This is a genomic window from Faecalibacterium sp. I2-3-92 (genome assembly GCF_023347315.1).
GTDB lineage: Bacteria > Bacillota > Clostridia > Oscillospirales > Ruminococcaceae > Faecalibacterium > Faecalibacterium duncaniae.
The window spans coordinates 1,844,879-1,861,991 of the sequence record NZ_CP094470.1; the positions used below are offsets into that span (position 1 = coordinate 1,844,879).

General features: G+C 59.6%; 15 protein-coding genes and 5 tRNA genes. 9 read left to right on the forward strand and 11 right to left on the reverse strand.

Features of this window, described 5'->3' with window-relative positions:
• Window position 1: 1 nt before the first annotated feature.
• Window positions 2-937 (reverse strand): helix-turn-helix domain-containing protein, encoded by a 936-nt coding sequence (locus tag MTP42_RS08940; RefSeq protein ID WP_035393784.1) that lies wholly within the window; start codon window positions 935-937, stop codon window positions 2-4.
• 262 nt (window positions 938-1,199) lie between these two features.
• Here MTP42_RS08940 and MTP42_RS08945 point away from each other — a divergent pair, with 262 nt between their 5' ends.
• Entirely contained in the window at window positions 1,200-1,451 is a 252-nt protein-coding gene (locus MTP42_RS08945) for a hypothetical protein (protein ID WP_097786533.1), read from the forward strand.
• A gap of 93 nt (window positions 1,452-1,544) precedes the next feature.
• Here MTP42_RS08945 and MTP42_RS08950 read toward each other — a convergent pair whose 3' ends face one another.
• Window positions 1,545-1,922 carry a PH domain-containing protein gene (locus tag MTP42_RS08950; RefSeq protein ID WP_035393789.1) on the reverse strand — a complete coding sequence of 126 codons (378 nt, stop codon included), beginning with the start codon at window positions 1,920-1,922 and terminating at the stop codon, window positions 1,545-1,547.
• A 160-nt stretch (window positions 1,923-2,082) separates the two neighbouring features.
• Here MTP42_RS08950 and MTP42_RS08955 point away from each other — a divergent pair, with 160 nt between their 5' ends.
• Entirely contained in the window at window positions 2,083-3,072 is a 990-nt protein-coding gene (locus MTP42_RS08955; RefSeq protein WP_005932044.1) for a nucleoid-associated protein, read from the forward strand.
• A 121-nt stretch (window positions 3,073-3,193) separates the two neighbouring features.
• On the opposite strand, the gene MTP42_RS08960 is transcribed toward MTP42_RS08955, so the two are convergent.
• The 8 genes from MTP42_RS08960 to MTP42_RS08995 all read right to left on the reverse strand — a co-directional run bounded on the left by MTP42_RS08960 (window position 3,194) and on the right by MTP42_RS08995 (window position 8,423).
• Window positions 3,194-4,048, reverse strand: coding sequence for a sensor domain-containing diguanylate cyclase (locus tag MTP42_RS08960; RefSeq protein ID WP_249257165.1), 855 nt, complete (start codon window positions 4,046-4,048; stop codon window positions 3,194-3,196).
• Between the two features lie 185 nt (window positions 4,049-4,233).
• The gene (locus tag MTP42_RS08965) at window positions 4,234-6,123 is read right to left on the reverse strand and encodes an ABC transporter ATP-binding protein (protein WP_097773701.1); all 1,890 of its coding nucleotides are present in this window, start codon (window positions 6,121-6,123) and stop codon (window positions 4,234-4,236) included.
• On the reverse strand, window positions 6,120-7,904 hold the full coding sequence (locus MTP42_RS08970) for an ABC transporter ATP-binding protein (protein ID WP_098925048.1): 1,785 nt from the start codon (window positions 7,902-7,904) through the stop codon (window positions 6,120-6,122). Before MTP42_RS08970 ends, MTP42_RS08965 begins: the two co-directional genes overlap by 4 nt.
• A 99-nt stretch (window positions 7,905-8,003) precedes the next feature.
• A tRNA-Gly gene (locus MTP42_RS08975) sits at window positions 8,004-8,079 on the reverse strand.
• Window positions 8,080-8,087: 8 nt separating this feature from the next.
• Window positions 8,088-8,160: transfer RNA gene (locus tag MTP42_RS08980), tRNA-Phe, on the reverse strand.
• A 28-nt stretch (window positions 8,161-8,188) separates the two neighbouring features.
• A tRNA-Asp gene (locus tag MTP42_RS08985) sits at window positions 8,189-8,262 on the reverse strand.
• Window positions 8,263-8,265: 3 nt separating this feature from the next.
• Window positions 8,266-8,341, reverse strand: a tRNA-Val gene (locus MTP42_RS08990).
• Between the two features lie 6 nt (window positions 8,342-8,347).
• Window positions 8,348-8,423: transfer RNA gene (locus MTP42_RS08995), tRNA-Gly, on the reverse strand.
• Here MTP42_RS08995 and MTP42_RS09000 point away from each other — a divergent pair.
• From MTP42_RS09000 to MTP42_RS09025, 6 genes are all read left to right on the forward strand, one after another.
• Complete coding sequence (locus tag MTP42_RS09000) at window positions 8,409-8,582, forward strand: hypothetical protein (RefSeq protein ID WP_157747391.1); 174 nt, start codon at window positions 8,409-8,411, stop codon at window positions 8,580-8,582. The genes MTP42_RS08995 and MTP42_RS09000 overlap by 15 nt on opposite strands.
• A 176-nt stretch (window positions 8,583-8,758) precedes the next feature.
• Window positions 8,759-9,604, forward strand: coding sequence for a sulfide/dihydroorotate dehydrogenase-like FAD/NAD-binding protein (locus MTP42_RS09005; RefSeq protein WP_035393563.1), 846 nt, complete (start codon window positions 8,759-8,761; stop codon window positions 9,602-9,604).
• Between the two features lies 1 nt (window position 9,605).
• The gene (gene gltA, locus MTP42_RS09010; RefSeq protein WP_249257166.1) at window positions 9,606-11,000 is read left to right on the forward strand and encodes an NADPH-dependent glutamate synthase; all 1,395 of its coding nucleotides are present in this window, start codon (window positions 9,606-9,608) and stop codon (window positions 10,998-11,000) included.
• A 289-nt stretch (window positions 11,001-11,289) separates the two neighbouring features.
• Window positions 11,290-12,045: a DeoR/GlpR family DNA-binding transcription regulator gene (locus tag MTP42_RS09015; protein ID WP_249257167.1), complete on the forward strand. Its 756-nt coding sequence runs from the start codon at window positions 11,290-11,292 to the stop codon at window positions 12,043-12,045.
• Window positions 12,042-12,947, forward strand: coding sequence for a 1-phosphofructokinase (pfkB, locus tag MTP42_RS09020; RefSeq protein ID WP_249257168.1), 906 nt, complete (start codon window positions 12,042-12,044; stop codon window positions 12,945-12,947). The genes MTP42_RS09015 and pfkB overlap by 4 nt, the downstream gene beginning before the upstream one ends.
• 49 nt (window positions 12,948-12,996) lie before the next feature.
• Window positions 12,997-14,922 carry a PTS fructose transporter subunit IIABC gene (locus MTP42_RS09025; RefSeq protein ID WP_249257169.1) on the forward strand — a complete coding sequence of 642 codons (1,926 nt, stop codon included), beginning with the start codon at window positions 12,997-12,999 and terminating at the stop codon, window positions 14,920-14,922.
• A gap of 82 nt (window positions 14,923-15,004) precedes the next feature.
• On the opposite strand, the gene MTP42_RS09030 is transcribed toward MTP42_RS09025, so the two are convergent.
• A complete protein-coding gene (locus MTP42_RS09030; protein ID WP_249257170.1) occupies window positions 15,005-15,415 on the reverse strand; it encodes an SseB family protein in 411 nt (136 codons plus the stop codon).
• Window positions 15,416-15,664: 249 nt separating this feature from the next.
• Here MTP42_RS09030 and MTP42_RS09035 point away from each other — a divergent pair, with 249 nt between their 5' ends.
• Window positions 15,665-17,089: an extracellular solute-binding protein gene (locus MTP42_RS09035; RefSeq protein WP_249257171.1), complete on the forward strand. Its 1,425-nt coding sequence runs from the start codon at window positions 15,665-15,667 to the stop codon at window positions 17,087-17,089.
• The last annotated feature ends 24 nt before the right edge of the window (window positions 17,090-17,113 follow it).

Below are 17,113 nucleotides of genomic sequence, written 5' to 3' on the forward strand. Positions count from 1 at the left end.
TTCAGCAGAATTTTGCGCGGTATTCCTTGGGTGTGCAGTGCTTGATCTCCCGGAAGGTCTTAATGAAGTAGCTGCCATCTGCAAAGCCGCACTCCATCCCGATCTCGCCCGTCTTGAGCCGGGTGGAGCGGAGCAGCTCGGCGGCCTTTTCCACCCGGAACTGCTTGACATACTGGATGGGCGTGATGCCCAGCATCTGCCGGAAGCTGCGCAGGCAGGCGCTCTCGCTCAGGGCCACGCTGGCCGCGATGCGTTCCACGGTCAGCTCCTCGGCATAGTGCTCCTCCACAAAGCGGAGCATCTGCTTCATCCGCTCGGCGGCGATCTGCTCCTGCTGGGAGACCTTGGTCTTGCCGCCCACGCACTGGGTGCTCAGCAGCCGCAGCGCCGCAGAGAGATAGTAACGCACCCGGTTCTCGTAATCAAAGGGCTCCACGGCAACCGCCTGCCAGGCTTCCCGCAGGCAGGCAAGCACCTGCGCCTGCCAGGGCACAGCCTCATCCAGCAGAAAAAACGCCGGGGCATCCGGCTGGAGCATGGGTCGGATGAGCTTCTGCCAGAAGATGGTGTCCATTCCACCCACCAGCCGGGGATGGAACACACCCGAGTGAAGCAGGGCCTCCCCTTTTTCCGCCTGCTCCACCGCGTGGAGGATGCCGGAGTTCAGGAACACGCCCTGATTCGTCTGCAGGGTCACCCGGGTCTTGTTCACGTCCACCGTCAGGGGGCCTTTCATGGCCAGAATGTACTCAAACTCCTCGTGCCAGTGCCAGGCCACCGAATAGCTTTTCAGGTTCTCCGCGTAGCAGGCAATGGGGAACAGGGCGCTGCCATGCTGGACCATTTCCCGCCCCTCGGCATCGGCCACAACATCCTGCTGGAAGGTCAGCCCGGTAACGATATTGGCAGCAGAGACACAGCTTGTCTGAAACGCCATATTGAACAATTCCTTTCCGCAATACTTTGAATATTTTTTGTCAATGCCGATTTTGTTGTACAAATCGGGTGTTTTTGTTCTATCTATCGTGCCGGTTTCGTGGTATTATTTCATCAGAACCAGCAAGCACAGTATAACACCGCAGGGGGCGGAAAACAACCCCCGGCGCGGCTTGATCCGGTTCCCGAGAAGCGTTCCCCACGGGCAGCCTGGCCCGGGAGACTCTTCCAGAATAAAACATTTCTTTGTGGGAGGTATTTTTATGCTTCGCATCCAGTATCTTGATAAAGACCGTTTCATGCAGCAGGTAGCCGCCAGCCGCGGCAGTGTGCTCCTGCACCTGGCCAATGGCGAGACCTGTGACCTGAAAAAGGACAGCGCCGCCACCGAGCTGTTCCAGATGATGGACGCTCCCTCCAAGGGCTTTGACATCTCTGTCACCGACCCTGCTGATGTCACCGGCTTCCTGCACTACATGCTTGAGGCCGGCCGCAGAGAGCGCGCCGCCTGCTGACCCTTCGACATTCTCCTTTTTTCGCATATTACAGCAATGTAAAACGCCCGCTCCGGGGTCAGAAGCCGGAGCGGGCGTTTTACGTTTGTTCTGTTACAGGATGCACCGGCTGATGGCCCGTGCCACCGCCAGCAGCTCATCCTGCCCGATGAAGCCGAACTTTGCCTCGTGCTCATCCGCAAAGCAGACCGTCAGCTCCGAGGTCTGCAGCGGGTCACCGAAGCCTGCCGTCTTGATGCCGTAATGCAGGATCTTGCGGTAGGGCAGCACAAAGATCTCCTGCCGGGTACCGGTCATCCCCTGCATATCCACCATAAAAATGCGGTGGGTGGTGAACACAGCCTGATCGCGCACGGTCTTGTAAGCGCCCACGATCTGCTCACCGTCCAGCAGCAGCTCCTGCACATTTTTGCAGATCTCCTTTTCCTTGATGCGGATGAGGTTCTGCATCGGTTTGTCCCGAAATTCCATAACACACTCCCCTTTCGGCTTGTCCGGATGTTTGGTCAGCCCCATTGTAGCATCTCAGGCGGCAGTTGACAAGCCTTTGCGCTCCCTCTCGCCTTTTTGTTCCGGATGTGCTATACTGGGCAGGAACATCACAATCACCCGGGAAATGAGGTTTTGACCCATGGAGATCATCATCCATCAGGCAATTTTGCATGTGCTGGACACCACGCTGGACGCGCCGGTGCTCAGCGGCGGCGGCATGGAGCTGACTGCCGAAAAGACCGCCTACTTACAGAATCATATCGAAAAGCTGCTGGCCAGCGATGAGATCCGCCAGTGCCGCCCCCTGCCGGATTCGGCTTTCCGGAACGAGCTGGAACACAATCAGGATTTCATTGATCTGTCCTGCCGCATTGCGGGGGTGCTGTTCGATTACATGCACGCCCACACCACCATCCCCGGGGCGGACCTGGCCGTGGTGGATTTCACCCGGGACGGCGCGCCCTGGCTGGGCATCCTCAAGCTGAACTATAAAAACGGCTACACCCACTACACCGAGACCGTGGAAGGTGCCCCGGTCAACTCCATCATCCAGCAGCGGGCCTGCCTGCCCACCCAGAGCGGCAAGGTGGAGGAGGGTGCGCTTGTCAACCTGACGGACTACTCCATGCGCCTGCTGGAAAAGAAATACGACATCGACGGCCATAAGGAGTTCTACCTCTCCTCTGTTGTGTTCCAGTATACCCAGGCCGAGCCCGAGAAAAAGAAGCTGCAGGCCATTCAGGAGGCCGCCGCACAGGCTGTGAAGGATGCCTATGAGGACGAGCCTCATGCCGACGCGCAGGTAGCCATGCTCATTGCCAACCAGGCTGCCGACAACGACAATCAGGTATCGGTGGAACAGGTGCGCCAGCAGCTGGCCGAGGAATACCCGCTGGCCGCGGTGCCCTTTGATGACTATGTGGAGAAGAGCGAGGTGCTGGAAGAGGCAGCCGCCCCTGTCACCGTGACCCCTGCCCGCATCCGCCGGATGGAGAGCCGGAGCATCCGCACCGCCAACGGCATCGAGGTCAAGATCCCCACCGAGCTGCTGAACTCCGATTCCGAGCTGGAGTTCCTCCACGATCCGGACGGCAGCGTTTCCCTGCTCATCAAAAATGTGATCCTGTAAGCCGCCGCAGATGGCGTTTTCCCTCTCTGCGCGCTGGTACTCACCGCCCTGATGTAACAGATCACCAAAACAGCCTCAGCCCTTGGGAGATCGGGCTGAGGCTGTTTTTTCGTCCGTATGATCAGCGGTTTTTGCGCTTGTTCCGGTACATATCCCGGTCGGCAGCATGGTAGACTGCGGTATAATCAAAAGGGCCTTCTGTCACAGTGTGGTATCCAAAGGCAACATCCAGCTTGAGGCGGTCGTCGCTCTGGCGGGCCAGCTCCCCGTGCAGCCTCTCGATCAGCTGTTCGGCCTCTTCTGCAGAGAAGTGGCTGCAGGCAATGAGGAATTCATCGCCGCCCATCCGCAGGGCCACGCTCTCAGGCGGCAGGTTTTCCCGGATCACCCGGCCCACCCGCTTGAGCAGCAGGTCGCCGTACTCGTGGCCGTAGGCATCATTCACACGCTTCAGGTAATTGCAGTCGCCCATAATGATCGTGATGGGCATGATGGCTCCCTTCAGCTGCTCGGCACCCTTTACCTTCAGGTAGTTGCGGTTATACAGACCGGTCAGTTCATCGTGGATGGCCCAGTTCTCGGCCTGTTTTTCCAGCCGCACCCGCTCCGTGATATCACCAATAAGCCCCACGATGCCGATGATCTTTCCCTCCAGCACAACGGGGTTCTTTTTGATCTGATAGTATGCCGTCCCATCCTCCCGGGGCACCTCGGTGATAAAGCTGGTTCCCTTGCCGGTGGCAAGCACCTTCTGGTCCTGCTCATAATAAAAGCGGGCCTGTTCCTCGCTGCTCCAGATCTCCAGATCTGTCTTGCCCAGCACATCCTCTTCCTGCCCTTCTCCGTAGGGGAAGAAAGTCCTAACGTCCGAAATAAAAAGATAACGGCATTCCGTATCCTTGAAAAAGAGGCTCGCCGGTGTACTGCGCAGAAAGGTCATCACTTCTTCGTAGCCGAGCGCATCGCTCCACTGCATCCTGTGGCCCCTCCTTTCCATTTCTCTTTTTTATTATTTTACCATATTCTATTATACGAGCGATGCACCTGTTTTGCAAGTGTTAATTGTGCTCCCTCGACGATCCGGAAGCGGACAACTCCACCCCCGGTGCAGACAGAAAAGGCCGCTGACCCATCTCAGGTCAGCGGCCTTTCTGTCTGCGTTTATTCGGCTGCGTTCAGCTGCGCCTTGTGGTATTGCAGGGTGTACAGCTGGTAGTAGCGGCCATGCCGGGCCAGCAGCTGCTGGTGGGTGCCCTGCTCCAGAATTTTACCGTGGGACAGCACGATGATGTTGTCCGCATGCTGGATGGTGGACAGCCGGTGGGCCACAATGAGCATGGTGCCCACGGTGCGCATCTTTTCCAGCGAATCCTGAATGAGCAGCTCCGTCTCGGTGTCGATGTTGGCGGTAGCCTCGTCCAGGATCATCACGCTGGGCTTATGGATGATGGTGCGGGCAAAGCTGAGCAGCTGCCGCTGCCCAGCGGAGAAGTTGTTGCCGCGCTCACGCACCTCTTCGTCCAGCCCGTGGTCCAGCTTGTTGATGAACTTGTCGGCATTGACGTAGCGGCAGACCTCCATGATCTCGCTGTCGGGGATACCCTCTTCCCGCAGGACGATGTTGGAGCGGATGGTGCCCGAGAACAGGAACACGTCCTGCAGCATCTGGCCGAAGTGCCTGCGCAGGGAGGAGATCTTGATCTTGCGGATGTCGATGCCGTCGATCAGGATCTGGCCCTTCTGGAACTCGTAGTTCCGGCAGATCAGGGAGAGGATGGTGCTCTTGCCGGAGCCGGTGGAACCCACAAAGGCCACGGTCTGGCGGGCATCCACATGGAAGGAAACGCCCTGCAGCACCCACTCGCCGGGAACGTAGCTGAACCACACGTCCCGGAACTCGATCTCGCCCTTCACCTCGTTCAGCTCAATGGCATCGGGGGCATCCTGCATCCTGGGCTGGATGTCCATGATGGAGAACACCTTTTCTGCCGATGCCAGCGCCGACTGCAGCCAGTTGAACTGCTCGGCCAGGTTCTGGATGGGGGTGAAGAACTTGGAGATGTACATATAAAAGGTGACGATGGTGCCGCTGGAAATGGTCTGACCCAGAAAGCTGACGTTGTTCAGGTGACCCATGCCGCCCAGATAGAACAGGCACAGGATCGAGCTGACATAGAGCATATACACCAGCGGACGGAACACGCTGAACACGAAGATCTGCTCCTGATTGGCCCGGGCCAGCTTCTGGCTTTTTTGGCGGAAGTCCTCCATCTTCTCGTCCTCCCGGCCAAAGATCTGGGTGACCTTGATGCCGGACAGGTTTTCGGACAGATAGGTATTGATATCGGTGGTCGCGTTCTTGAGCTTGCGGTTGGCGCGGCGGGAGAACTTGCGGAAGATGACCGTGAAGATCGCGATGAAGGGCACAAAGCAGAGCACCATCAACGTCAGCTCGTAGTTCAGGCAGAGCATGGCCACCAGAATGCCCAGAATGACAAAGCTGTTCTTGGTCAGCTGGACCAAGAGGTTGGTGAACATCATGGAGATGGCGTTGGTATCGTTGGTCACGCGGGTGACCAGCTTGCCCACGGGGATCTCGTTGAGCTGCTCGTGTGCCAAAGATTCAATGTGGCTGAACAGATCCTCGCGCAGATCGGAGATGATGCGCTGGCCCACCCGCTGCAGGATCACGGCCTGCAGGTAGGTGCTGCCCATAGAGAACACCAGCACGCCTGCATACACTGACACGCCCAGGAAGAGGGCGCGGAGTTCAAACTCCCCGGCCACCAGCTCCTCGATGCGGCCCACGATGAGGGGCGAAATGATATCGTAGGCAATGGAGAAGAGCATCAGCACGCCCACAATGAGGAATTTGCTCAGGTAGGGCCGGGCATAGCGGGCAAGGCGGCGCATAATCTCGCCGTCCTCCATGTTGCGCTCAAAGCCCATGGCGGTCTTTTTGTCCTTGACGGCGGCATAAGCTGCCACCAGCAGGGCGGTGATCACGCCGATGACAGCGCCCACCAGAACCAACGGATTCAGATGCATCATGCGTTTTCGCCTCCCTTCGTCTCATCCTCCAGCCGCTGCAGATCGACCATCCGGCGGTACTCCGGGCAGGAAGCATACAGCTGATCGTGGGGGCCGACGGCTTCCACCCGGCCCTCGTTGAGGAATACGATCTTATCCAGCCGCTCCACCGTGGAAATGCGGTGGGCAATGAGCAGGGTGGTCTTGCCTGCCCGGCTGTTCTTGAGGTTGTCCAGAATGATCTTCTCGGTGCTGGTATCCACCGCCGAGACGGAGTCGTCCAGGATCAGGATGGGTGCGTCCTTGAGCAGGGCGCGGGCGATGGAGATGCGCTGCTTCTGGCCGCCGGACACCGTCACACCGCGCTCGCCCAGAACGGTCTCGTAGCCGTCCTTGAAGTCCACGATATTATCCCGCACATCGGCCATGCTTGCCGCCCGCTCGATGTCCTCGGGGGTGGCATCGTCCACACCAAAGGCAATGTTGTGGGCGATGGTGTCCGAGAACAGGAAATTATCCTGCGGAACGTAGGCACAGGCATTGCGCACCGAGTGGATGGAAAGGCTGTTCACATCCCTGCCGTCCACGAACAGTGTTCCGTCCGGCACATTATAGGTGCGCAGCAGCAGGTCCACCAGCGCGGTCTTGCCCGCACCGGTCTTGCCCACGATGCCCACGCTCTCGCCGGGCGCAATGGTAAAGGAGATATCCCGCAGCACATCGTACTCGCCGTCCGGGTAGCGGAAGTTCAGGTGGCGGAACTCGATGCCGCCTTTGGGGTCGGTCAGGTCAGCCACGCCGGGGCGGTCGGCCACATCGATGGGGGCATCCAGCAGCTCGGTGATACGGTTCAGGGAGGCCTTGCCGCGGCTGGTCTTTTCGATCAGCATGGACACAGCCATGATGGGCCAGACGATGGCCTCAAAGTAGCCGATGTACTCCACCAGCTGGCCGGCGTTGAATCGGCCCTGATAGACCAGATAACCGCCGTAACCCAGAATGATGCAGACCACGGACTCCACGAACAGGGTCACCAGCACCTCCAGCAGGGTGGCGATCTTCGTGTAGGTCACGTTGATCTCCTCGTTTTCCTTGTTCAGCTTCCGGAAAGCCTGCAGTTCCTTGTACTCCTTGACAAAGGCCTTGATGACCGCAATGCCGGAAAAGTTCTCCTGCGCGAAATCGGAAAGGCCGGAGAAGGCCTCCTGCCGCTCCTCCCAGCGCCGGGTCATCACCTTGCTCATCTGGGTGCCGATGGCAAACATGATCAGGGCCGGGATCAGGGCCAGCAGGGTCAGCCGCACGTCCATGGTCCACATCTTATAAAGAGCCAGCAGACCCAAGGTCAGCGCGTCGAAGAACATCAGCACGCCGTCACCAAAGCACTCCTGAATGGTGTCCAGGTCGTTGGTGTACAGGCTCATCAGGTTGCCGACCTTGTTCACCTGATAGTACTGCTGGGACAGCCTGCGGCTGTGGTCGAACATCCGCTCCCGCAGGTCTGCCGCGACCCGCACCGCCGAGCCGAAGAAACAAATGCGCCACAAAAAGCGCCCGATGACCATCAGCACCACGATCCAGATCATGGGCAGGCAGATGTGCTGCAGCAGCACCTCTTTGGTAAAGAGCAGCGTCTCACCGTTCACCACCACCTGGCCAAGGTTCACCCCGTTGATGACCAGCCGGTAGAGCTGCGGGATCAAAAGCTGGATGTAATCCACCGTCAGCAGGGCGGCAAGGCCCAGCAGCAGTACGGGAGCATGCTTGAGGTAATACCGGTTGATGTACTTGCCGAATATCACTGCGTTTTTCCCTCCTTTTCCAATTCCAAAAAAGCTTTCAACGTACAAAAAAGCCGCTGCATCACACGACGAATCATGTTTTGCAGTGGCTTATTTGTCTGGAGCGGCCGACGAGGCTCGAACTCGCTACCTCCACCTTGGCAAGGTGGCGCTCTACCAGATGAGCTACGGCCGCATATAAAGTGCCTCCGATCGGAATCGAACCAATGACACGGGGATTTTCAGTCCCCTGCTCTACCGACTGAGCTACAGAGGCATATAAGCTGCTTCCAGAGAAGCAGCAGCGACCCGGATCGGGCTCGAACCGACGACCCCCAGCGTGACAGGCTGGTGCTCTAACCAACTGAGCTACCGGGCCACATGGTGGAAGTTAACGGGCTCGAACCGCTGACCCTCTGCTTGTAAGGCAGATGCTCTCCCAGCTGAGCTAAACTTCCACAAAATGGAGCGGCCGACGAGGCTCGAACTCGCTACCTCCACCTTGGCAAGGTGGCGCTCTACCAGATGAGCTACGGCCGCACATTTCATGTGGTCTGCCGGGGTTTCGCTCCCGGCGACGTTGGCTATTATAGCGTAAAACGCAGGCTTTGTCAACAACAAATTTCCAAAAAATCAGACTTTTTGCAAAACACGCCTGTCTGCGCCTGTTTTTCAAAAACAAAGCCGAAACCGGAATGAAACCGAAATGTTTCAGCTTTGCGGCGGCAGACACAAAGAAAATTCGGTTGCGTTCCCTTCTTAAAGAGGTTATAATAAACTTGTCAAAAAGTTGCACAAAAACACGTCTGCTGTGCCGCGCGGGCGGGCAGACGTGTTTTTGTGCCGAGATTTTGCCAGAAAAAGGAGCAACCGCAATGTACAAGATCACTGAAAAGGTCGCGCTGAACCCCACCGTGACAAAGATGGTCATTGAAGCCCCGCTCATTGCCAAAAAGGCAAAGCCGGGCCAGTTCATCATTGTGCGCCCGTTTGAGGACAGCGAGCGCATCCCCCTGACCGTGGCCGGTTACGACCGTGAAAAGGGCACTGTGGATATCATTTTCCAGATCGTGGGCGGCACCACCATGGAGCTGAACAGCCTGAATGCAGGCGACAGCGTCCATGACTTTGTGGGTCCCTTGGGCCGCGCCACCGAGACCGAGGGCCTGAAAAAGGTCTGTGTTGTCGGCGGCGGCGTGGGCTGCGCCATCGCCCTGCCCATTGCCAAGGAGCTGCACGACCAGGGCTGCACCGTCCACAGCGTCATCGGCTTCCGCAATAAGGATCTGCTCATCCTCGAGGACGAGTTCAACGCCTGCAGTGACGAGCTGCGCATTATGACCGATGACGGCAGCTACGGCACCAAGGGTGTGGTCACTGCCGCTCTGGACGAGCTGGTGGCCGCCGGCAACCAGTATGATCTGGTCATCACCATCGGCCCGCTGATTATGATGAAATTCGTCGTCAAGACCTGCCAGAAGCACGGGCTGAAGAGCATCGTCTCCATGAACCCCATTATGATCGACGGCACCGGCATGTGCGGCGGCTGCCGCCTGACCGTGGGCGGCGAGACCAAGTTTGCCTGCGTGGACGGCCCTGACTTTGACGGTGACCTCGTTGATTTCGACGAAGCCATGGCCCGCGGCACCATGTACCGCCCCTTTGAGGCAAAGGCCCGCGAGAAGGCCTGCAATCTGTTCAAGACTGAGGAGGCAAAGTAAGATGGCTTTCAATATGGATCCCAAAAAGTGCCCCATGCCCACCCAGGACCCCAACGTCCGCAACAAGAACTTTGAGGAAGTTGCACTGGGCTATACCGAAGAGATGGCCGTGAACGAGGCAAAGCGCTGCATCCACTGCAAGAACAAGCCCTGCCAAACCGGCTGCCCCGTGGGCATCGATATCCCCGAGTTCATCGGTCATGTGGCCGAGGGCGACTTTGAAGCCGCCTATCAGGTCATTGCCCGCTCCTCTTCCCTGCCCGCCGTCTGCGGCCGTGTCTGCCCCCAGGAGAGCCAGTGCGAGGGCAAGTGCACCCGCGGCATCAAGAACGAGCCCGTGGGCATCGGCCGCCTGGAGCGCTTTGTGGCCGACTGGCACCGTGAAAACGTCCACACCGCCCCCATCGTGCCCGCATGGAACGGCCACAGGGTCGCCATCATCGGTGCTGGCCCTGCCGGTCTGACCGCCGCAGGCGACCTGGCCAAGCTGGGTTATAAGGTCACCGTCTACGAGGCTCTGCATGTGGCCGGCGGCGTGCTGATGTACGGCATCCCCGAGTTCCGTCTGCCCAAGGCCATCGTGCAGCAGGAGATCGACGGCCTGAAGAAGATGGGCGTGGATTTTGAGTGCAACATGGTCATCGGCAAGGTGCTGACCATCGACGAGCTGATGGACGAGTACGGCTACGAGGCCGTGTTCGTTGGCTCCGGTGCCGGTCTGCCCCGCTTCATGGGCATCCCCGGCGAGAGCCTGAAGGGCGTGTACTCCGCCAACGAGTTCCTGACCCGCTCCAACCTGATGAAGGCCTACCTGCCCACCAGCAAGACCCCCATCCGCACCGGCAAAAAGGTGGCCGTTGTGGGCGGCGGCAACGTGGCCATGGATGCTGCCCGCAGCGCCCTGCGTCTGGGTGCCGAGACTGTGTACATCGTCTACCGCCGCGGCATGGCCGAGCTGCCTGCCCGTAAGGAGGAGGTCGAGCACGCCGAGGAAGAGGGCATCATCTTCAAGACCCTGTGCAACCCCGTGGAGATCCACGCCAACGACGAAGGCTTCGTCAAGTCCATCACCTGCATTGAGATGGAGCTGGGCGAGCCCGATGCTTCCGGCCGCCGCCGTCCCATTGAAAAGAAGGGCAGCGAGTTTGAGCTGGATGTGGATACCGTGATCATGAGCCTGGGCACCAGCCCCAACCCCCTGATCCGCTCCACCACTCCCGGCCTGGAGACCAACAAGCACGGCTGCATCGTCACCGAGGGTGACGAGGGCAAGACCAGCCGTGAGGGCGTGTACGCCGGCGGCGATGCCGTAACCGGTGCCGCCACCGTCATCAAGGCCATGGGTGCCGGTAAGGCAGCCGCCAAGGCCATGGACGAGTACATCCAGAATAAGTAACCGTGATCCCTGGCTTCCCTATTAGGAGAGCTCCGCAAGGCGCTGGCACAGCCAGACCGAAGCGGTGAGAGATTCAGCCGACATTCCATTGTGGAGTGTCGGCTTTTTTGTTGTATCCCACTCTTTATGCATTCTGCCCAAAAAACAGAACAATATTTTGTCACTCAAGTTTGGCGGAATCTGATTGATTTTGACTGATATTTTGCTATAATAATGGGGCGAGGCGGTCAGAATCCGCCAACGTCAACCAAAATCAATCAGATAAATCGAACAAGGGGGAATGTTCCCGATGCTGGCAGAAGAACGATTCAGCCTGATTTTGGATCTGCTGGCGCGGCAGCGCACCGCCACCGTGCAGGAGTTGTGCGAGGCGTTGAACGCAAGCGAATCCACCATCCGGCGCGACCTGAACGAGCTGGACAAGCAGGGCAAACTGAACAAGGTGCACGGCGGGGCCACCCTGCCGGACAGCCCCTTCCGCACCGATGAGCCTACCATGGCCGCCAAGGAAGAGCTGGCCGTCAGTCAGAAACAGAGCATCGCCCAGGCGGCGGCAGAACTGATCCTGCCGGAAGATTTCATCTATCTGGATGCAGGCTCCAGCACGCTGGCTCTGGCACGGGCGCTGAGCGGCCCGGCCCTGAACGCCAGCTATGTGACCAACGGCGTGGCCCACGCCCGCCTGCTGGCCCAGAAAGGCTGCCGGGTGTTCCTGCCCGGCGGGCTGCTGCGGCCCCAGACCGAGGCCATCATCGGGGCGGCTGCACTGACTGCCATCCAGCAGTACAATTTCACCAAAGCCTTCATGGGAGCCAACGGCGTGGCGCTGGATTCCGGCTTTACCACCCCAGACCCAGAGGAGGCCGCCGTCAAGGCTGCGGTCATCCGCCGGGCGCGGGAGACGTGGTTCCTGGTGGACGACACCAAATTCGCGCAGGTCTACCCCGCCGTCATCTGTGATCTGCACAGCGGTGCCATCCTGACGAACAAGTGCCCCAACCCCAAATACCGGCAATACACTCTGATAAAGGAGACCGAGGTATGATCTACACTGTTACATTCAATCCTGCCATCGATTATGTCGTCCGTCTCGACAGGCCCCTTGAAGTGGGCGAGGTGAACCGCGCCGCCGGGGAGGATTGCGTGCTGGGCGGCAAGGGCATCAATGTTTCCGGCGTGCTCCGGGAGCTGGGCTGTGAGAGCGTGGCTCTGGGCTTTGTGGCCGGTGAGACCGGTGCCTGGCTGGAGCGTGGTCTGGCCGCGCAGGGGCTCCGGACCGATTTCATCCATCTGGCCGATGGCATGACCCGCATCAACGTCAAGATCAAGGCAGGCACCGAGACGGAGCTGAACGGCGCAGGCCCCAGCATCCCGGAAAGCGCCATGCAGCAGCTGGAAGCCCAGCTGGACACCCTGCAGCCTGACGACATCCTCATTCTGGCGGGCAGCATCCCCAAGAGCCTTTCCCAGAGTACCTACGAGCGGCTGCTGGCAGGGCTGGAGGGCCACGGCGTGCGGGCCGTGGTGGATGCCACCCAGGATCTGCTGGTCAACGTCCTCCCCTATCACCCCTTCCTGATCAAGCCCAACAATCACGAGCTGGGCGAGATCGTGGGCCGGGAGCTGAAAACAGACGAAGAGATCACCGCCGCCGCCCGCGCCCTGCAGGAAAAGGGTGCCCGGAACGTGCTGGTGAGCATGGCCGGAAACGGCGCTCTGCTGGTGGATGAGCACGGCGAGGTGCACCGCATCGGCTGCCCCAAGGGCAAGGTCGTGAACAGCGTAGGCGCAGGCGACAGCATGGTGGCCGGTTTTGTGGCAGGTTATCTGCAAAGCGGCAGCTATGAGCAGGCCCTCAGGCTGGGCACCGCCTGCGGCAGTGCCACCGCGTTCAGCCTTGGGCTGGCAACGAAAGAAAAGATCGCCGAACTGATGCAAGAAATTTGAAGCAGACCGCAGCTGAGAGGGCTGCACAGAGAGAGAAAGGAGACCCCTTATGCGCATTACGGAATTATTCACCGCAAAATCCATCGAGCTGGATTCCGCGGCCTCCAACCGGGACGAGATCCTCTCCCGGCTGGTAGAACTGCAGGCCACCCACGGCAACATCACCGACACAGAAGCCTACAAGAAGGCGCTCTACGCCCGGGAGGATGAGGCCTCCACCTACGTGGACAACGGCATCACCGTTCCCCACGCCAAGACGAATGTGGTCACCCGGCCCAGCCTGGCCGCCCTGCGTCTGAGCACCCCGGTGCAGTACAACGCCGAGGATGACGGCAAGACCGACCTGCTCTTTGCCATTGCAGCCCCCGAAAACGGCAGCCTGCATGTGGATATGCTGGCCCGCATGATGCAGATGCTGATGAACGAGGACTTTGTGGAAAAGCTGAAGGCCGCCAAGACCCCCGCCGAATTCCTTGCCCTCATCGACGCACAGGAGGAGGCCCAGTTCGGTGAGGAGAGTTTCACCCAGCAGGCTATCCCCCAGAGCGGCTACCGCATTCTGGCCGTGACCGCCTGCCCCAACGGCATTGCCCACACCTACATGGCCGCCGAGGCGCTGGCCAAGGCCGGTGACAAGCTGGACCTGCCCACCAAGGTGGAGACCAACGGCTCCGATGGTGCCAAGAACGTGCTGACCCGCGCCGAGATCGCAGCCTGTGACGGCATCATCGTGGCTGCAGACAAGAATGTGGAGACCGCCCGCTTTGACGGCAAGCCCGTGCTGTTTGCCCGGGTGGATGACGGCATCCACAAGCCCGAGGAGCTGCTGAAAAAGGTGGCTCACGGTGAAGTTCCCGTTTACCACGCCAAGGGCGGTGCCGCCGCTGCCGAGGAGGAGACCTCCGGCGACAGCTTTGGCCGCAAGGTGTACAAGGACCTGATGAACGGCGTGTCTCACATGCTGCCCTTTGTGGTGGGCGGCGGCATTATGATCGCGCTGGCCTTCCTGCTGGACGATTACACCATCGACCCCTCAAACTTCGGCATGAACACCCCCATCGCCGCCTTCTTCAAGACGGTGGGCAGCGCCGCCTTTGGCTACATGCTTCCCATTCTGGCAGGCTTCATCGCCATGTCCATCGCCGACCGTCCCGGCCTGGCCGTGGGCTTTGCGGGCGGCGTGCTGGCTATGAACGGCACCAACTTTGCAGGCCTTGCCAATGGTGAGACCACCGGCATCTCCGGCGGCTTCCTAGCCGCTCTGCTGGCCGGTTTTGTGGCCGGTTATGTGGTCGAGTTCCTGAAGAAGATCACCGAAAAGCTCCCCGCCAGCCTAAACGGCATCCGCCCCATGCTGATCTACCCGCTGGGCGGCATCCTTATCATCGGTGCCGTGATGTGCGGCATCAACCCGGTCATGGGCATGATCAACACCGCCATGACCAACTGCCTCAACGCCATGGGCGGCACCTCCAAAGTCCTGCTGGGTGCCATCGTTGCCGGTATGATGAGCATTGACATGGGCGGCCCCTTCAACAAGGCAGCCTACGTCTTTGGCACTGCCGCACTGGCCTCCGGCAACTACGAGGTCATGGCTGCTGTCATGGTGGGCGGCATGGTTCCTCCCATCGCGATTGCCCTCTCCACCACCTTCTGCCCCAAGAAGTGGACCCCTGACGAGCGCCGCAACGGCATTGTGAACTACGTCATGGGCCTGTGCTTCGTCACCGAGGGTGCCATCCCCTACGCCGCCGCCGACCCGCTGCGCGTCCTGCCCAGCTGTGTGGCCGGTGCCGCGCTGGCCGGTGCTCTCTCCATGACCTTCGGCTGCGCCCTGCGCGCTCCCCACGGCGGCATCTTCGTGTTCCCCGTGGTCGATCATGCCCTGCTCTACTGCGTGGCTCTGGCCGCTGGCAGCGTGGTGGGTGCCGTGATCCTGAGCCTGCTCAAGAAGGACCGCACCGACGCGGCCTGATCTGCCATTTTCCTTCTTCCTTTACCATATAAAAAGGGCCCGTCTGCGCGCACCAAAATGCGGCAGGCGGGCCCTTTCGTGCTTATCCCTTGATGATCCGGAGCAGGGTCTTGTCCAGCTGGATGGTGCGGTTCCAGGGGTTCAGGATGATGCCCTGGATCTCCGGCACCTGCAGTGCGGCATCCAACAGCTTTTCAAGCTCCACCAGAAATGTGGACTGCACCGCTTCCGCGCCCTTCATCTCCTCTTCAAAACTGGTAAAGGCATACCACCAGCTGGCCCCATCGGCCGTGCGGAGGGCCCGCAGCTGCATCTGCTCACCGGCCGGATTCGGCTCCACCGCCACCACGACCTGTCCGTTTTCCCGCATCCGCCGCCGGATCACGGTCAGGGTATGCGCCAGCTGCTCCTGTGTAGGCTCCTGCTGTAACTGGCAGACTGCCTGTTCGATCTTTTCGTTGCCGTTCAGGCCCTCGTCCTTCTTCTGCGCCATAAGCTCTCCCATTCTTTTTGTTGTATTTTATGCTTGTATTATATCCGGACTTTACGAAAAATGGAAGCGCTGGCCAGAGATTCTTTCTTTTTTCGTCTGCTTTCGGGTGTTTTTTCAAAAATCAGTAGCCCCCGCCCCGAAAAAGTGTTACAATGTCTTCGTCTGGTATCATTTCAGAAACGACAGGACGCGCCGTACACGATCCGGTTTTTCCGTGAGCCGTTTTGTCGGAATGGGAGAGATAATGTAATGAAACGAATCCTTCGTTCTGCCGTCAGTCTGCTGCTGTGCGCCGCCGTGGCGCTGGGCGGCACTGCCTGCGGCCGAAGCAAGCTGCCCACCACCATCACGATCTGGACCTACTACAACGGCGATCAGCTGGAATGCTTCAACCAGCTGGTGGAGCAGTTCAACTCCACCGTGGGCAAAGAGAAGAACATCCGGGTCGAAAGCTCCAGTCAGGGCAGCGTGAACGACCTGGAGACCAGCGTGCTGGCCGCCGCCGAGGGCAAGGTGGGTGCCGAAAAGCTGCCCAACATCGTCTCCTCCTACGCAGACACCGCCTTTACGCTGGATCAGATGGGCCTTGCCGTTGACCTGAACCCCTACCTGACCGAAAAAGAGAAGTCTGCCTATATCGCCGGTTTTCTCGAGGAGGGCGACCTGATGAACAACGGGGAGCTCAAGGTCTTTCCCATAGCAAAGTCCACCGAGCTGCTCTACCTAAACACCACCGATTTTGCCCCCTTTGCCGAGGCCACAGGCGTGACCTATGCGGATCTTTCCACTGTGGAGGGGCTGAACGAGGCCGCACACAAATACTACGACTGGACCGATGCCCAGACGGCTGCGCCCAACGACGGCAAGGCCCTGTATGGCCGCGACGCGCTGACCAATTACCTGCTCTGCGGCGCACAGGAACTGGGTACGACCATCTTTGATGCCGAGAACGGCGTGATGACCCTGCGCTTTGACAAGCCGACCCTCCGCAAGCTGTGGGATAACTACTATGTCCCCTACATCAAGGGCTGGTGCAGTGCCAGCGGCAAGTTCCGCAGCGACGATATCAAGATCGGCAGCCTGCTGGCCTATGTCGGTTCCTCCTCCAGCGCTTCCTTCTTCCCCACCCAGGTGCTGACCAGCGACACCGAGAGCCACGGCATCGAGATGGCCGCGCTGCCCTGCCCCAGCTTTGCAGGCTGTGAGCCGGTGGCCGTCCAGCAGGGGGCCGGCATGGTAGTCATCCCGAGCACCGAGGACGAGATCAGCGCCTGCGTTGCCTTTCTGAAATGGTTCACCCAGCCGGAAAACAACCTGCAGTTCTCGGTGCAGTCCGGCTATATGCCCGTGACCTATGCCGCCAACAGCATGTCCGCCCTTGAGAACAGCGGCCTGACGGTCTCCGATAGGATCCACAAGGTGCTGAGCCTGTCCATTGATGCCATCGATCGCAGCAAGCTCTACACCACCCATGCCTTCCCGGATGCCCTGCGCGCCCGCAATACCCTGCAGTACGCGCTGGAGGACCGTGTCACTGCCGACCGTGCCACGGTGCTGGAGCGGCTGGCTGCCGGGCAGACCCCCGAGGAAGCCGAAGCCGAGTTCTTGACCGATGCCTATTTTGATGCCTGGTACGACCAGACTCTGGCCGCTCTCAGCGCCTTTGCGGGCTGAGATGCCCTTGGAACAACCACAAAA

Coding starts and splice junctions, on each gene's coding strand:
- gltA (WP_249257166.1), top strand. CDS start 9,606: ATGGCTTTCAATATGGATCCCAAAAAGTGCCCCATGCCCACCCAGGAC.
- MTP42_RS08940 (WP_035393784.1), bottom strand. CDS start 937: ATGGCGTTTCAGACAAGCTGTGTCTCTGCTGCCAATATCGTTACCGGG.
- MTP42_RS08955 (WP_005932044.1), top strand. CDS start 2,083: ATGGAGATCATCATCCATCAGGCAATTTTGCATGTGCTGGACACCACG.
- MTP42_RS09015 (WP_249257167.1), top strand. CDS start 11,290: ATGCTGGCAGAAGAACGATTCAGCCTGATTTTGGATCTGCTGGCGCGG.
- MTP42_RS08950 (WP_035393789.1), bottom strand. CDS start 1,922: ATGGAATTTCGGGACAAACCGATGCAGAACCTCATCCGCATCAAGGAA.
- MTP42_RS09025 (WP_249257169.1), top strand. CDS start 12,997: ATGCGCATTACGGAATTATTCACCGCAAAATCCATCGAGCTGGATTCC.
- MTP42_RS08965 (WP_097773701.1), bottom strand. CDS start 6,123: ATGATGCATCTGAATCCGTTGGTTCTGGTGGGCGCTGTCATCGGCGTG.
- MTP42_RS08960 (WP_249257165.1), bottom strand. CDS start 4,048: ATGCAGTGGAGCGATGCGCTCGGCTACGAAGAAGTGATGACCTTTCTG.
- MTP42_RS09000 (WP_157747391.1), top strand. CDS start 8,409: ATGAGCTACGGCCGCACATTTCATGTGGTCTGCCGGGGTTTCGCTCCC.
- pfkB (WP_249257168.1), top strand. CDS start 12,042: ATGATCTACACTGTTACATTCAATCCTGCCATCGATTATGTCGTCCGT.
- MTP42_RS09035 (WP_249257171.1), top strand. CDS start 15,665: ATGAAACGAATCCTTCGTTCTGCCGTCAGTCTGCTGCTGTGCGCCGCC.
- MTP42_RS09030 (WP_249257170.1), bottom strand. CDS start 15,415: ATGGCGCAGAAGAAGGACGAGGGCCTGAACGGCAACGAAAAGATCGAA.
- MTP42_RS09005 (WP_035393563.1), top strand. CDS start 8,759: ATGTACAAGATCACTGAAAAGGTCGCGCTGAACCCCACCGTGACAAAG.
- MTP42_RS08945 (WP_097786533.1), top strand. CDS start 1,200: ATGCTTCGCATCCAGTATCTTGATAAAGACCGTTTCATGCAGCAGGTA.